Source organism: Niveispirillum lacus (assembly GCF_002251795.1).
Classification (GTDB): Bacteria; Pseudomonadota; Alphaproteobacteria; order Azospirillales; family Azospirillaceae; genus Niveispirillum; species Niveispirillum lacus.
Genome location: NZ_NOXU01000031.1, coordinates 239236 through 253709, shown reverse-complemented (window position 1 = coordinate 253709; position 14474 = coordinate 239236). Strand labels below are relative to the sequence as shown.

At 61.9% G+C, this 14474-nt stretch carries 15 protein-coding genes; 5 read left to right on the top strand and 10 right to left on the bottom strand.

From position 1 onward, the window contains the following. Nucleotides 1-34: 34 nt before the first annotated feature. The 6 genes from CHU95_RS16970 to CHU95_RS16945 all read right to left on the bottom strand — a co-directional run bounded on the left by CHU95_RS16970 (nt 35) and on the right by CHU95_RS16945 (nt 6364). A complete protein-coding gene (locus CHU95_RS16970) occupies nt 35-1444 on the bottom strand; it encodes a M16 family metallopeptidase (protein ID WP_094457523.1) in 1410 nt (469 codons plus the stop codon). Then, nucleotides 1441-2877 (bottom strand): M16 family metallopeptidase, encoded by a 1437-nt coding sequence (locus CHU95_RS16965; RefSeq protein ID WP_094457522.1) that lies wholly within the window; start codon nt 2875-2877, stop codon nt 1441-1443. Before CHU95_RS16965 ends, CHU95_RS16970 begins: the two co-directional genes overlap by 4 nt. 100 nt (nt 2878-2977) lie before the next feature. After that, the gene (locus tag CHU95_RS16960) at nt 2978-3325 is read right to left on the bottom strand and encodes a hypothetical protein (protein WP_094457521.1); all 348 of its coding nucleotides are present in this window, start codon (nt 3323-3325) and stop codon (nt 2978-2980) included. A gap of 131 nt (nt 3326-3456) precedes the next feature. Next, on the bottom strand, nt 3457-4464 hold the full coding sequence (locus CHU95_RS16955) for a TIGR00266 family protein (RefSeq protein WP_094457956.1): 1008 nt from the start codon (nt 4462-4464) through the stop codon (nt 3457-3459). A gap of 115 nt (nt 4465-4579) precedes the next feature. Further along, a complete protein-coding gene (locus CHU95_RS16950) occupies nt 4580-5182 on the bottom strand; it encodes a DUF1013 domain-containing protein (protein WP_094457520.1) in 603 nt (200 codons plus the stop codon). A 186-nt stretch (nt 5183-5368) separates the two neighbouring features. Beyond that, nucleotides 5369-6364, bottom strand: coding sequence for an NAD(P)H-quinone oxidoreductase (locus CHU95_RS16945; RefSeq protein WP_094457519.1), 996 nt, complete (start codon nt 6362-6364; stop codon nt 5369-5371). An 85-nt stretch (nt 6365-6449) separates the two neighbouring features. Between CHU95_RS16945 and CHU95_RS16940 the strand changes: the two genes are divergently transcribed. Beyond that, nucleotides 6450-6638, top strand: coding sequence for a DUF1192 domain-containing protein (locus tag CHU95_RS16940; protein WP_094457518.1), 189 nt, complete (start codon nt 6450-6452; stop codon nt 6636-6638). 47 nt (nt 6639-6685) lie between these two features. Here CHU95_RS16940 and gpmA read toward each other — a convergent pair whose 3' ends face one another. Then, the gene (gene gpmA, locus CHU95_RS16935; protein ID WP_094457955.1) at nt 6686-7375 is read right to left on the bottom strand and encodes a 2,3-diphosphoglycerate-dependent phosphoglycerate mutase; all 690 of its coding nucleotides are present in this window, start codon (nt 7373-7375) and stop codon (nt 6686-6688) included. Between the two features lie 183 nt (nt 7376-7558). Beyond that, on the bottom strand, nt 7559-8587 hold the full coding sequence (locus CHU95_RS16930) for an aspartate-semialdehyde dehydrogenase (RefSeq protein WP_094457517.1): 1029 nt from the start codon (nt 8585-8587) through the stop codon (nt 7559-7561). Between the two features lie 154 nt (nt 8588-8741). On the opposite strand from CHU95_RS16930, the gene CHU95_RS16925 reads away from it, so the two are divergent. The 4 genes from CHU95_RS16925 (at nt 8742) to CHU95_RS16910 (ending at nt 13034) form a co-directional block, all read left to right on the top strand. Further along, nucleotides 8742-9077 (top strand): Mpo1-like protein, encoded by a 336-nt coding sequence (locus tag CHU95_RS16925; protein ID WP_094457516.1) that lies wholly within the window; start codon nt 8742-8744, stop codon nt 9075-9077. Between the two features lie 43 nt (nt 9078-9120). After that, nucleotides 9121-9381 carry a hypothetical protein gene (locus CHU95_RS16920; protein ID WP_094457515.1) on the top strand — a complete coding sequence of 87 codons (261 nt, stop codon included), beginning with the start codon at nt 9121-9123 and terminating at the stop codon, nt 9379-9381. 159 nt (nt 9382-9540) lie between these two features. Beyond that, nucleotides 9541-10830, top strand: a complete 1290-nt coding sequence (locus CHU95_RS16915; protein WP_133065556.1) for a pentapeptide repeat-containing protein — start codon at nt 9541-9543, stop codon at nt 10828-10830. A gap of 104 nt (nt 10831-10934) precedes the next feature. After that, nucleotides 10935-13034 carry a TonB-dependent receptor gene (locus tag CHU95_RS16910; protein WP_094457513.1) on the top strand — a complete coding sequence of 700 codons (2100 nt, stop codon included), beginning with the start codon at nt 10935-10937 and terminating at the stop codon, nt 13032-13034. A 22-nt stretch (nt 13035-13056) separates the two neighbouring features. Here CHU95_RS16910 and CHU95_RS16905 read toward each other — a convergent pair whose 3' ends face one another. Together CHU95_RS16905 and pdxY are read right to left on the bottom strand one after the other, a co-directional pair. Then, on the bottom strand, nt 13057-13461 hold the full coding sequence (locus CHU95_RS16905; protein WP_094457512.1) for a hypothetical protein: 405 nt from the start codon (nt 13459-13461) through the stop codon (nt 13057-13059). 82 nt (nt 13462-13543) lie between these two features. Next, complete coding sequence (pdxY, locus tag CHU95_RS16900; protein WP_094457511.1) at nt 13544-14404, bottom strand: pyridoxal kinase PdxY; 861 nt, start codon at nt 14402-14404, stop codon at nt 13544-13546. Nucleotides 14405-14474 lie beyond the last annotated feature (70 nt).

The following is a 14474-nucleotide window of genomic DNA, read 5'->3' as shown; positions in this document are numbered from 1 at the left end:
CCGCCCCTTTTCTTTTCTGCTTATGGCAGAGGGATCATTTGGGTTGGTCCAAAAGCGCCTCTGGACCCACAATCCCGATTTTTTGACCCTGCATGACAAAGGTTCCTGTGGGCTCAATCCCCACCGGTTGACCGACCAGCACCGTGGTCAGTTTCTCAGGGTCAAGAAGGCGGTCCGCCACACGTTTCACATCCGAAATGGTTACGGCATTCAGCAGGTCGTTGCGCTTGTTCAGAAAATCGATACCCAAATCATCACGCTGTACCTGCAACAACAGACCGGCAATCGCCCCGTTATTGGTGAACTGCAGCGGGAACGACCCCGTCAGATAGGTTTGGGCATCACGCAGTTCGGCCTCCGTAATCCCATTCTTGGCCACTTCCCCCCAGATCTGTTTCGTAACCGAAATGGCCTCCGCTGCCTTCTCATTGACCGTCGAGCCACTGACAGTGATCAGGTTGGCATGGTCAAAGCTTTGCAGCGAGGACCCGATACCATAGGTCAGGCCCCGCTTTTCCCTGACTTCGTCCATGAGACGGGAGGAGAAGCCACCACCGCCAAGGACATAATTCACGATGGTCGCGGCATACCAGTCCGGGTCCGACCGATCCAGACCGCTATGGGCGAGAACCATGACAGTCTGCGGAATGGGGCGGGGGACCAGAATGGTCTTTCCCTGCGCGGCAGGCGTTACATCGGCCACCGGCGCCAGTGTGGCCTTGACCGGCAGCGCACCGAACAGCTTATCCAGCAGCGGCGCCAGTTCCTTGGCGGTGATATCGCCCGAAACGGCGACTTTTAAGCCCTGCCGGGACAGGCGGGTACGGGCGAACTGCACCAGATCATCACGGGTGATGGCCGCCAGGGTTTCGGTAAAGCCGCGCTGTGGCAAACCATAGGGATGATTGGGGAATAAGGCATATCCAAAGGCGAGTTGCGCCCAGTAACTGGGATCGGCTTGTGACCGGCGGAGACTGGTCTGCAACTGTCCGCGGATGCGCTCGACAGCTTCCATGTCAAAGCGCGGCTGGGTCAGGGCCAAACGCATCAGATCGAAGGCCGTGTCCTTTGTCTCCCGCAAGGTGACCAACTGGCCAACGAATGCGTCACGACCGGCATTAAAGGAAAGGGTGATGGAGTTTTCATCCAGCTTGCCCTGAAATGCCTGGCTGTCCAGGTTCCCTGCCCCTTCATCCATGGTGCTGGCAACCATAATGGCGAGGCCCAGCTTATCGGCCGGATCACGCTCCGTTCCGCCTTCAAACGCGAACTGCATCGCGATGATTGGGTTCTTGGTGTCCCGGACCAGCCAGGCCTCTATCTCACCCTTGCTAACCACCTTTTCAATATCGACGGCGGCGGCAGGCAGGCTGGGGACAAGCATGGCGACGACAGCCAGCAGCAACAGACCGGCGCGGTGGATCATCTTGGTAAAATCCATCATTTGCTTCCCCCGACGGTGGCCGGCGCGGCAGTCGGCGGCGCCGAAGCGGCGGTCGCCGCCGGTTCGGCGGGCATCAGGATGCCGGTGACATGGTTACCCTGAGACAGAACATGGCGGGCGGCTGCCTCAACCTGCTCACGGGTAACCGCTGCAATCCGATCGGGCCACGCTTCCACATCGGCCACCGTCTGCCCGGTGGTCAGCGCGACACCAAAAGCGTAGGCCGGACCCTGCAGGCTGTCGCGGGCAAAGATCGCGTCGCGACGCAGGCGGACTTTGGCCGATGCCACTTCGGCATCGGTTACACCGCCTGACAGCAGTTTCGCCAACTCGGCGTCAATGGCCGCCTCCATGGCGGCCACATCCTGCCCAGGAGCTGGGGTGGCGGAAATGGACAAGGTGCCAAGGTCCAGAGCAGAGGCATTATAGGACAGGTTCACCCCCGCCGCGATTTTCTGTTCCACCACCAGCGACCGGTACAGCCGGGAGGTGGCCCCATCGGCCAGAATGTTTTCCAGCACTTCCAGCGGATAGGCATGCTGTTTCTCCCCGGCATTATAGCTGGGGGCCCGCCACATCCGGGTCCAATTGGGCTGGCGCACCTGATCATCGGTCAGGGTGATGCGCCGCGCACCCTCGGTGGGGGGTTCGGTCACCCGCACACGCGCTGGGATATTGTCCACTGGTGCGATCTGACCATAGGTCTTCTCCGCCAGCGGCTTCAGTTCTTTGGCCGTGATATCGCCCGCCACCACCAGGATGGCATTGTTGGGCGCATAATGACGTTTGTAGAAATCCAGGGCGTCCTGGGTGGTCAATTTCTCAATTTCATGCATCCAACCGATGATGGGGGTGCCATAGGGGTGGTGCACAAACAGCAGGCTGTACATCTGCTCGAACAGGCGCGATGCCGGCTCATTCTCGGTCCGCTGCCGCCGTTCCTCCTGAATCACCTGACGTTCAGGCAGAACAATCTCATCGGTGAGACGCAGGTTCACCATCCGATCGGCCTCCATCCCCATGACCAGTTCCAGGCGGTCACGGGCGATATTCTCGAAATAGGCCGTATAATCATAAGCGGTGAAGGCGTTGTCGCGCCCGCCATTGCGGGCCACCGTGCGGGAAAACTCTGACGGCTTCATTTTGTCTGTGCCCTTGAACATCAGATGCTCAAGATAATGGGCCAGACCGGATTTGCCCGGCGTCTCATCTGCCGACCCCACCTTATACCAGACCATATGGCTGACGACCGGGGCACGGGGATTATTGATCACCACCACCTGCATCCCATTTTTCAGGGTGAAGGTCTCCGGATCAAAGACGCGGGCGGCAGACGGCAGGGTAGCCGCAAGGCTGACAAAAGCCGACAACACGACGCCGGCCGCCAGCAGGCGCCAGCGGCGGCTTTGTTGAGGACGTGCATTCTGGTTCACGAGGCTTCTTTCCTCCCGGCTCGGGGCACATGGGCCACACTCTGGCGCGGGGTGGATGGAAAGCCAATGGAATTAAGGTGAACGCATTGTAATCCACGCGTCAGGCGCGAAAGTCCGGGCTCGTCAGTCGCGCATAATCCGCACGCAGTTCGGTCAGCCGCGCGGCAGCGGCCTCCGGGTTGGTGGCGGCCAGATCAATCGCTGCCTGCGCTTCGACCTGGATCTGGTGATGCGCGGCATTGACCCGCAAGGCCTGACCAAATGCCTGGTTCATGGCCATCAACCCACCTTGAAGCGTGCGGCATAGGCTTTCCGCTGACCGACCAAGATCATCAACCGCATGCACCAGCAGGGGCAGGCCTGCCGTAACATCGACCAATTGATCGGCCAGTGTCACCGCCCGGCTGAAAGGTTCTGCGGCGCCTGGAAAAGGGATGACGATGCCCATTGTGACGTCCTCTTACCGGTCGGTCATGATCAACCGGAACGGCGGTGGCCCGGTCACACCGTCACCCTGTCGCGATGTCTTCGGCACCGCAAGCTATCCATTCGCACAGAACCACGGTTCGACCGCAAAGTTCAGCGTTTGCCCCCCATAACAAACTCACCCAGCGGCCCCAGGACGCTGCCCTCTCCCTTGCCGGCGCCCGGCACGGCCGCTGACAGCATCCGACCCGCCAGCCGCGAGAACGGCAATGACTGAATCCAGACCCGGCCCGGACCGCGCAGCGTGGCAAAAAACAGGCCTTCGCCGCCGAACAGGACGGATTTTACCCCGCCCACCTGCACCAGATCAAAGTCGATATCGGGCGTAAAGGCGGCCACGCAGCCCGTATCCACATGCAGCACTTCACCCGCTGCTAACTGCCGCTCCATGACGGCCCCGCCGACATGGGCGAAAACCCAACCGTCGCCGGTCAACTTCTGCATGATGAAACCTTCACCACCGAACAGTCCGGTCAGGACACGCCGCTGGAAATGGATGCCCACTGACACCCCCTTGGCTGCCGCCAGGAAACTGTCCTTCTGGCAAATCAGGCCACCACCAAGGTCTGCCAGGTTCAGCGGCAGGATCGTGCCCGGAAACGGGGCCGCAAACGCTACGCGGGCCTTGCCCTGGCCCGCCTGGGTGAACACGGTGGTAAACAGGCTTTCTCCCGTCAACACCCGTTTGCCAGCACCGATCAGCTTATCCAGGAAACCGCCCGACTCGTTGCCATCGCCGAAGATTGTGTGCATCTCCACCGACGGGTCCTTGTAGACCATGGCCCCCGCTTCGGCGATGGCGCTTTCGCCAGGGTCCAGTTCAACCTCCACAAACTGCATTTCCTGCCCGTGGATCTTGAAATCGATCCGGTCGGCACGGGAATAACGGGCGCCGCCGCGCGGCGGGGGCGGGGGCGCCCCAGCCGTTCCCCACGGGCTGTCTTGCGGCACCAGTTCTGCGACCGCCCGCACCGGCAGCCACTCGGCCATTCCATGGCGCCAGCAGAATGCGTCGGGGTGGGCACGCACATAATCCAGGGCCGCCTGCCCTTCCAGGGGGCCTACACGCTCGTCATCATTATGGAAGAACCACTGCACCATTTCACCCCCCATAGCGTTAGCCGTCGAGAAGCAGGATATCGTACCAACGCCTGAAAAGAAAAAGGCCGGCTTCACAAGGGAAGCCGGCCAATTTCCGATGAACGCAAGGTACCGCTCAGTCTTCCTGATCACCCTCGGCCAGCGTCGGGTCCATATCCTCGTCCACCGCGTCCATTTCAGGGGTTTCCAGCTCAGGACGGCCACGGCGGGCCCGCTCCAAGGCGGCATCCAACTCGCGCTGGCTGCACAGACCCAGCAGCACAGGGTTACGGGCCTTGATGTTGGCGGAATTCCAATGGGTCTTGTCACGAACGGCAGCAATGGTCGGCTTGGTCGTGCCGATCAGCTTGCAGATCTGTGCATCCGACAATTCCGGATGGGCCTTCAGCAGGTGAGCAATCGCATCGGGCTTGTCGCCACGCTTGGTGACCGGTGTGTAGCGCGGGCCCTTGGAACGGGCCACCGGCTGCGGCAGGTCCTGATGGCGCATCTTCAGTTTCAGGTTGGGATTGGCCTCAACACGGGCAATCTCTTCCGCCGTCAGTTCACCGCCGGCCACTGGGTCGCGGCCGACCATGCCAACCGCCACCTCGCCATCGGCGATGGCCTGCACCTCAAGCTCATGCATGCCGCAGAATTCCGCGACCTGCTCAAAGGTCAGGCTGGTATTTTCGACCAGCCACACGGCGGTGGCCTTCGGCATCAGGGGCAGTGCCATGCTTCCTCCTCAAACGCTTTGCCGACCATCGGGCCGGTAGCAAATCGATCCATGAACGCAAAAGCCGCCCGTCGCGCGCGGGAGGGGCCCCGCGCAGCCAACCGGACGGACAAGTCAACGACGCATCACCTATAGCGTCCCGGCACGGGACAAGCCACGGGATTTTTTACCAAACAGGCAGCAGGCTTACAGAACCAGCATGATCTTTCCGATATGGGCAGAGCTTTCCATCAGCCGATGTGCATCTGCCGCCTGTTCCAGCGGGAAGGTCGTGGCAATGACCGGGCGCACCTTGCCGGCCGTCACAAGCGGCCAGACCTTGTCCCGTACAGTCGCTGCCAGGGCCGCCTTCTGCACTGACGACCGCGCCCGCAGGGTGGACCCGGTCAGGGTCAGGCGTTTAAGCATGACCGGTGCGAGGTTCAGTTCCACCTTGGGCCCGCGCAGAAATGCGATCGAGACATGCCGGCCATCGACGGCCAGACACTCGATATTGCGGGGTAAATAATCTCCGCCCACCATGTCCAGAATGACATCCACGCCGCGCTTGCCGGTGATCTCCTTGACCACCGCCACAAAGTCCTGGGTCTTGTAATCAATCGCGTGGTCGGCCCCCAGATCGCGGCAGGCTCTTACCTTGTCAACCCCGCCAGCGGTGGCAAAAACCGTGGCACCCAGCGCTTTCCCTACTTGTATGGCAATGGTACCGATGCCCGATGTGCCGCCATGCACCAGGAAGCTGTCCCCAGCCGACAGGGCAGCCCGCTCCACGACATTGGTCCAGACGGTGAAAACGGTTTCAGGCAGGGCTGCGGCCTGGACCATATCCAACCCATCGGGCACCGGCAGCACTTGCCCCGCTGCTACCGTGGCATATTCAGCATATCCCCCGCCGCCCAGCAGGGCACACACCCTGTCCCCCACCTGCCAGTCGGTGACGCCGGGACCAAGAGCCACAATCGTCCCCGATACTTCCAGCCCCGGCAGGTCGCTGGCGCCGGGCGGCGGCGGATAAAGCCCTTGACGCTGCACCACATCCGGCCGGTTGACACCAGCCGCCGCCACCTGGATCAGCACTTCGCCCGCTGCCGGCACTGGCACAGGGCGGGTGGTGAGCGAGAGCACCTCCGGCCCACCGGGCTGTGTGATCTCCACGGCGCGCATCTGGCTGGGCAGGGACATGGCAAAGGTTCCTTAATGATCGCTGTGGCAGTCGGGGCCGCAATACCGCAAAGTACCCCGACCCGAAAAGATAGGGAGGGAACCGATGGCTTTCGACCTGGATGAGTTGCTGCCGACCCCAAAACCAACCAAGCCGGTGGATCTGACCGGACTGTCTATCGGGGATCTAAACGACTATATCGCGGCACTGGAGGCGGAAATCCGTCGGGTGCGCGACACGATCCGCGAGAAACAGGATGTACAGGCCGCTGCCCAGGCCTTCTTCAAGAAATAGAACCTTGGCCACCGTGGGGAAAATCCCCACGATGGCGCAAACGGGGCTCAATCCAGGAAATACCGGTCCAGGGCCTTCAGATCGGCATCCAGCTCATAGACGATGGGCTTGCCGGTCGGAATTTCAAACTGGACGATCTCATCATCGCCCATGCCGGACAGATACTTGACCAGACCGCGCAGGCTGTTGCCATGGGCGGCGACCAGCACACGCTTGCCGGCCTTGACCTGCGGGGCGATCACGTCGGTCCAGTAGGGCACCACGCGCGCCACGCAATCCTTCAGGCTTTCGGTGCGCGGCAGTTGTTCCTTCGACAGGTCGGCATAGCGCGGGTCGGCGTCGGGCAGGCGCTCATCATCCTCGGCCAGGACGGGCGGGGCGATGTCGTAGGACCGGCGCCAGATCTTGACCTGATCGGCGCCATGCTTGGCCGCCGTCTCGGTCTTGTTCAGACCCTGCAGGCCGCCATAATGGCGCTCGTTCAACTGCCAGCTCTTGAACTGCGGCACCCAGATACGGTCCATGGCTTCCAGCGCCAGATTGCTGGTCTTGATGGCGCGCTTCAGGACCGAGGTGTGGCAGATGTCGAAATCCAGGCCCGCCGCCTTCAGCTTGACGCCGGCCTCCTTGGCCTCCTCCACGCCCTGCGGCGACAGGTCCACATCGGTCCAGCCCGTGAACAGGTCCAACTGGTTCCACACGCTCTGACCATGGCGGATCAGGACAAGCTTCGTCATCTCCCACATTCCCTTTTGCATGGCCCCGGCGGAGGGGGCGTTATCGATGCCGGTCAGCGTCCTACCATATGGCACCACCCGGACAAAGGTCTGTTCCAGGGGGAACGGAAAGGTGATGGCAACGCTGGCCCCAAAAGCAAAACGGCGGCCACTGGGGCCGCCGCATCGCTCATCCTGCAGAAATCACTCCGCCGGGCCGATATGCCCGTCGCGGATCATCACTTCGGCGATCTGTACGGCGTTCAGCGCCGCACCCTTGCGCAGATTGTCGGCCACGACCCACAGGTTCAGGCCGTTTTCAACCGTCGCATCCTCACGGATACGGCTGATGAAGACATTATCCTCACCGGCGATTTCGACGGGGGTGACATAGCCCTCGTCCACGCGATGGTCGACAACGGAGATGCCGGGGGCGGCGCGCAGGGCCTTGCGGGCCTCGTCGGCGGTGATCGGGTTCTCGAATTCGATATTGATCGATTCCGAATGGCCGATGAACACGGGCACGCGAACCGCCGTCGCCGTCACCTTGATGGCGGGGTCAAGGATCTTCTTGGTCTCGACCACCATCTTCCACTCTTCCTTCGTCATGCCGTCATCCATGAAGACGTCAATATGCGGGATGACGTTGAAGGCGATCTGCTTGGTGAATTTCTTCTTTTCCACCGGATCGTTGACATAGATGGCGCGGGTCTGGGTGAACAGCTCATCCATCGCCTCCTTGCCGCCGCCCGACACCGACTGATAGGTGGAAACAACGACGCGGCGGATCTTGGCCAGATCATGCAGGGGCTTCAACGCCACCACCATCTGGATCGTGGAGCAGTTAGGATTGGCGATGATGCCCTTCTTGCGCCATCCGGCCAGATGATGCGGGTTCACCTCCGGCACCACCAGCGGCACATCCGGGTCCATGCGGAAATGGCTGGTATTGTCGATGACGCAGGCGCCGGCGGCGGCGGCGCGCGGCGCAAATTGCGCGGAAATCTTGGCACCGGGGGATGAGAGCACAAAATCAGTGCCCGAGAAGTCAAACTTGGCCAGGTCCTGAACCTTGAGGACCTGATCCTCACCGAACGACACCTGCTGACCGACCGAACGCTCCGACGCCAGGGCCACAACCTCGCCCACCGGGAAGTTCCGGTCTGCCAACGTCTGCAGCATCTCCCGGCCGACATTGCCCGTGGCGCCAACGACAGCGACCTTGTAACCCATTTTCCCGGCCCTCAAATCAGTGGCATGAAACAGCGGGGCGGTGGCGCAACATCCGGCACCTTGACAAGCCCCGACGAACGCTTTGACTTATGCGTTGGGCAGCGAGATGGCAAGAAAATGACCTAAGCGCCCATGTGGCGGGAGGATTGCAGCCATGGCACAGCGTGAATATCAGACATTTGAGGCCTTCTGGCCCTTCTACCTGCGTGAACATTCAAAGCCCCTGACCCGCGGTTTCCATTATGTCGGGAGCGCCATCGCCCTGGGTTTTCTGGTCCTGTTTGGTGCCACGATGGACCCGCTTTGGCTGATCGGCATGCCCCTGTCGGGCTATTTCTTTGCCTGGCTGTCCCATGCCCTGGTCGAGCATAACAAGCCCGCCACCTTCACCTATCCGCTCTGGTCGATGATCGCTGATTACCGGATGTTTTTCCTGTTTGTGGCGGGCCGATTGGGGCCGGAATTGCGCCGCGCGGGGATTAATGGTTAATTCCCCCTGACCTTTCACAGTCCAGAGCCCGAGGAACGCGCGCGTGCCGTCCATTCAGGAGATCATCGCCCAGTCCATCAAGGACGCCGACAAGTCCTTCTTTAATGAGGATTATATGAAGCAGGCGAAATCCGTCGTGGAGGGTCTGCGCAAATCGGGACTGGAGGTGGTGCCAGTAAAGCCGCCGGAGGAGTTGGTCACCTATGCCTCGGAGAACATTCCGCTGGGCCGGCTGCGGCCCACGGATTTCATCCGCACCATGTATTCCACCATGGTGGCCAATGCCCGAAAGTTTGTGAACTGATAGCGGTAACCTTGCCGCGCCGACCCACTGAAATGAAAAGCTGTGGATATGAACTTTTGAGAGCCACACACCGGTGTGCAAGCCTGGAAAGCTCTGGCATAGTGCGGTTCGGGCGCTCGATGCCCCCTTTTCAGATCATTGACAGGAAGGCAGTGCGGCTTGACAGCGGAGGCAGCGCAATCGGCGGAACCGACGTGGCGACGCCCCTCGATGGAGGAACTGCTGGAGGCCTTGCGCCGCCATACCAAGCTGATGGAAGGCCGGATCGGTGGGCTGCGGGCTATTTTTGTTCTGTGCGATCTGCGCGGCGTCAACCTGTCAAACATGGATCTGCGCAGCGCTGAACTGACAGGGTCCCGTTTCGATCAGGCGCAAATGGTGAAGACGCGGCTGACCGGGGCCAATCTGTTCGCCGCCGACCTGCGACTGGCAAACCTGCAACAGGCCGACCTGTCAAAGGCGGATATGCGCGGCATCACCATGCGTGGGGCTGACCTGACCAAGGCCAAGCTGCGTGACACCGATATCCGGGAAGCCATCCTGGCTGTTTATCGCGGCGGTAAACCCCTGCCCCAGGCGTTTGACGGGCGTGTGCCCAATCTGGCTGCTGTCATCGCTGCCCATGCCGATTTCACCGGCTCCAAGATGAATGGCGCCATCACCCTGAAGGCCGACTTCACCGACGCCAATATGCGCCATGTCGATCTGCGCGGCGCCGATCTGCGCGGGGCCAATTTCAAAGGTGCCATGCTGGACGGCGCCAACCTTCAAGGTGCACAGTTGCAGGAGGCGGATTTCGCTGGCGCCGTCCTCACCGACGCCATTCTGCGCGATGCCCTGGCCGAAGGAGCCAATTTCCGGGGCGCGATTCTCGACGCGCATGCCATGTCCGACCTGCGACGGGCGGGGGCGCTGCTGCCGGGCACGATCAACGGGGCTGAACCGGTAGAGCTTGTGCTGGCCGCCCATGCCGAATGGGTACTGAGTGCAGGTCGCGGCGGTAAACGGGCCGATTTCAGCGGCCGCGACCTGATGGGCCAGGACCTGCGTGGACGAAACATGACAGCGGCCAAAATGCCTTATGCCCTGGCGCGCCGGTCACTATGGACCAATGCCTGTCTGGTGATGGTTGATCTGGAATGCACCGATCTGCGCGACACCCAAATGGGTGGCGCCGATCTGCGCGGTGCCAATCTAGAACGGGCCCATCTGGGGGGGGCCTTCTTGCAGGGCGCAAATCTTACACCGTTGGTCAGTGCCGATATGCCCGACCGCCGTTGGCCAACACGCCTGTCCGGCGCGCGTTTGCAGGGCGCCGACCTGCGCAATGCCGACCTGCGCGGCGCCATCGCCAAGGGCGCTGACTTTACCGGTGCTGACCTGCGTGGGGCAAAATTGGACGGCGCGGAACTGGACGGCGCCACCTTCGCGCAGGCCCGACACGACTGACCCGGCATCCCCGGATCGCGCCGATTACCCCGTTTCGCCGCTTGACCCCTGCGACCCACTGCGCCTATCAAAGGTTACGTTATAACGTATTTAAGGGCTCAGCAATGCGCAAACCTACGTCGCGGCTCGGGTTGGTGGCGATCCTCATGGGCGGAATGGCTGCCGCCTCTCCCACCCTGGCACAGCAGGTACCCGCAGCCGACAATTCCACCCATGACCGGGTCGAGGAGATCATCGTCACGGCCTCACCCATCGGGGCAAAACGATTCGATATCCTGCAGGGAACATCCAGCCTGTCGGGGGAAGCATTGGACCGGGCTCAGTCGACGACCCTGGGCGAGGCATTGGATCGGCTGCCCGGTCTATCGCAGACGGGTTTCGGTGCTGGCGCTTCCCGTCCGATCATTCGCGGCCAGGGCGGTGACCGCATCCGTGTCCTGTCCGGTGGCATTGGCAGTATTGATGCCAGCACCACAAGCCCCGATCATGCGCCTGCCTTGGACCTTGCCACGGCAAAGCGTGTTGAAGTCGTGCGCGGTCCCGCGACCCTGCTCTATGGTAACAATGCCGCCGGTGGCGTCATCAATATCCTTGATGGCCGGATCCCCGTTGCCGAACCCAAGGATGGCGTGGATGGCTTTGCGCGCATCGGCATCGGCACCAACGCGAACGAGCGGTCATTGGCAGCGGGCGTGGATGCCCGTCTGGACGGCCCCTTTGTCCTGCATCTGGACGGATTCTATCGCCAGACCGGCGATTACGAGGTTCCCGGTCTCCTGGAATCGGCCATTCTCCGGGATGCGGAGGGCGAAGAACATGGCGACCACGACGAGGAGGAGGCCGAGGGCCGCGTCGCCAACAGTGACCTGATCCAGAAAGGCGCGACCAGTGGCCTGTCCTACATCGCGGACTGGGGCTTCTTCGGGGCCTCCGCCAGCCGGTTGGAGAGCAATTACGGCATCTCCGCCGGCCATTCCCATGCCGACCACGGGCATGAGGAAGGGGAAACGCATGCAGAGGAAGAAGGCGAGGAAGGTCCGGTCCGGATTGATCTCGGGCAGACCCGTCTGGACCTGATGGGAGAGGTCAACCAGCCCCTGGGCCCGTTTGAAACAACGCGGGTACGTTTCGGCTGGGCCGATTACAAGCACAAAGAGCTGGAAGGCAGCGAAACGGGGACGCGGTTCCTGAACAAGGGCTGGGAAGGCCGCATTGAGCTGGTACAGCGGGCACTGGGCAACCTGTCAGGCGCAGTCGGCGTGCAGGCCAACAGCCGCGATTTCCAGGCCATCGGCGATGAAGCCTTTGTCCCGCACAGCGACACCGACCAGATGGGTATCTTCACCCTGCAGCGCCTAGACCTGGCGCCGTTTGCCGTGGAAGGCGGCGTCCGGCTGGAACGCCAGAACGTGCAGGCATCCAGCGTCGATTTCGACCGTGATTTCACCACTGTGTCCGTCTCCGCCGGCGCCTCGCGCCAGTGGGGTGGGGGGTGGATGACCGGGGTCAGCCTGTCGCGTACCGAGCGCGCCCCAAATGCAGAAGAACTGCTGTCCGACGGCGCCCATCTGGCCACCAGCACCTATGAACGCGGGGACAGCACGTTGGGCAAAGAGACCGGGCTGGGCGTGGAGGCGACTTTAAAGAAGTCCGGGGGACCGGTTAACGGGTCCGTCAACCTGTTCGTGATAGACTATGACCAGTATATCTACGAGCGCCTGACGGGTGCGGAGGAGGATGGCCTGCCGGTCGCCCAGTTCTCTGCCACTGATGCTCGATTCTGGGGTATCGAGTTAGAGGCAGAAACCACCGTGCTGCGCAATGATCAGGTGACGGTGACCCTGGATGGCGGTGTGGATTATGTCCGTGCCACAGACCGTGACGCCAACACACCCCTGCCGCGTATCCCGGCCCTGTCGGCCCGCGCCGGGCTGGGCCTGGAATTGGCCACGGTCGCGGCCCGGTTCGAAGGGGTGTGGACCGACAAGCAGAAGCGCACCGCCGCCCTTGAACTGCCGACCGACAGCTCCCTGGTGTTCAACGCCTCGATGGACTGGCATCCCTTTGCCGACCAGGACATTACCCTGCTGCTGGAACTGCGCAATCTGACGAATGAAGAGGTGCGTCTGGCCACCTCCTTCCTGAAAGATGTATTGCCGCAGCCCGGCCGGGATTTCCGCCTGTCTCTGCGGGCCGGCTTCTAACGACCATGCGCCCCCGTCGGCCTCAACTGAGGCCGACGGTCAGGTCGCACACGTTGGAACCGATGCCACGATTGAAAAAGCGGATGACCATGCCGCCCTGGTCGCGCACCGACAGCACCTGATTCTGACCGGGCCCCAGCGAAAGCTGACGGCCGGTCGCGGCCAATGTGCTTTCAGTGATGGAATATTCCAGAACACAGCGCTTGTTGCCCTTGTTCTCGAATGTCACATCGCCGGGTCCGGGAATTTTGAACTCAAAACTTTTGCCCACGGTAAAATCAACCCGCCCCTGGCACGGATTGTCCTTCTGCACCTCGCACCCAAACTCGCCCTGCGGCGGGCGCTGGGCGACCGGCTGGGCCTGGGTGGCGGGAACGGACAACAGGCCCATGATCAGGACGAGGGGGGCGAGGGTCAGGCGAGACATCCGTTTGGCGCTCCTTCGGGCTGCGGCTTCAATTCAATAGACCTGCCGGAAACACCCGGCAAGTCTGCACCCTTCACGGACATCAGTTGACACGGCTGGCGCTGAAAAAACGGGCGGGCTGCACCAACTGATCCTGGGCTGCGATGATCTGCAACTCCCGCTGCCCGGCGTCGCGCGTAGCCTTGAATACGGCATAGATGGCTGATGCCGCGTGTGACAGGGCCAACTGACCATCCCCTGTTTCCAGGAATTTGGCCAGAAAAAGCGCTGCCACACAATCACCCGCCCCATTGGGCAAGGGCGACAGGTCCAGTCGCGGTGTGGCGACCAGAAAGGCTCCGTCCGGCCCGTCCAGCAGCATCTCAATCCGGTCATCCGATGCATCGGCGCGTGTCAGGCTGGTGACTACCACCCAGCGCGGCCCCAGCTTCCGGGCCGCCTGCGTCGCCGCCAGCGCCGATGGCAGATCGGTAACGGCGCAACCGGTCAGATATTCCAGCTCGAACTGGTTGGGGGTGATGATGTCGGCCTGCGGCACAGCCCGGTCACGGAAAAATTCCGGAATACCGGGCCGCACAAAAAAACCACGCCCGACATCGCCCATCACCGGGTCGCAGCAATAGATTGCCTGCCCATTACCCTGCTTCACCCGGGCCACCGCGGACAGGACGACATCGCCCAGGGTTGCATCCCCCATATAGCCGGTCAGCACGGCATGCACCGCTGCCAGAGCCCCCCGCGCCTCCACACCATGCAGGACATCAGCAATATGGTCGGGCGGCAGCACCATGCCCGTCCAGGCGCCATAGCCTGTATGGTTGGAAAACTGCACCGTATTGATGGCAATGGCATCAAAACCCAGCCTTTCCAGGGGAAAGACAGCAGCACGGTTGCCAACATGCCCAAAGGCGACATGCGACTGGATGGTCAGGATGGTCCGCACTCGCTCCCCCTTTCAAGGTTAGCCATGTTTCTTGCTACGCCGGCCCGCGACAGGGCTGCAATGGCAAATC

Bases quoted from the DNA above. Each gene is read 5' to 3' on its own strand.
- CHU95_RS16925 (WP_094457516.1), top strand. From the start codon at position 8,742: ATGGCACAGCGTGAATATCAGACATTTGAGGCCTTCTGGCCCTTCTAC.
- CHU95_RS16940 (WP_094457518.1), top strand. From the start codon at position 6,450: ATGGCTTTCGACCTGGATGAGTTGCTGCCGACCCCAAAACCAACCAAG.
- gpmA (WP_094457955.1), bottom strand. From the start codon at position 7,375: ATGACGAAGCTTGTCCTGATCCGCCATGGTCAGAGCGTGTGGAACCAG.
- CHU95_RS16960 (WP_094457521.1), bottom strand. From the start codon at position 3,325: ATGGGCATCGTCATCCCTTTTCCAGGCGCCGCAGAACCTTTCAGCCGG.
- CHU95_RS16955 (WP_094457956.1), bottom strand. From the start codon at position 4,464: ATGGTGCAGTGGTTCTTCCATAATGATGACGAGCGTGTAGGCCCCCTG.
- CHU95_RS16905 (WP_094457512.1), bottom strand. From the start codon at position 13,461: ATGTCTCGCCTGACCCTCGCCCCCCTCGTCCTGATCATGGGCCTGTTG.
- CHU95_RS16970 (WP_094457523.1), bottom strand. From the start codon at position 1,444: ATGATGGATTTTACCAAGATGATCCACCGCGCCGGTCTGTTGCTGCTG.
- CHU95_RS16945 (WP_094457519.1), bottom strand. From the start codon at position 6,364: ATGTCCCTGCCCAGCCAGATGCGCGCCGTGGAGATCACACAGCCCGGT.
- CHU95_RS16930 (WP_094457517.1), bottom strand. From the start codon at position 8,587: ATGGGTTACAAGGTCGCTGTCGTTGGCGCCACGGGCAATGTCGGCCGG.
- CHU95_RS16910 (WP_094457513.1), top strand. From the start codon at position 10,935: ATGCGCAAACCTACGTCGCGGCTCGGGTTGGTGGCGATCCTCATGGGC.
- CHU95_RS16950 (WP_094457520.1), bottom strand. From the start codon at position 5,182: ATGGCACTGCCCCTGATGCCGAAGGCCACCGCCGTGTGGCTGGTCGAA.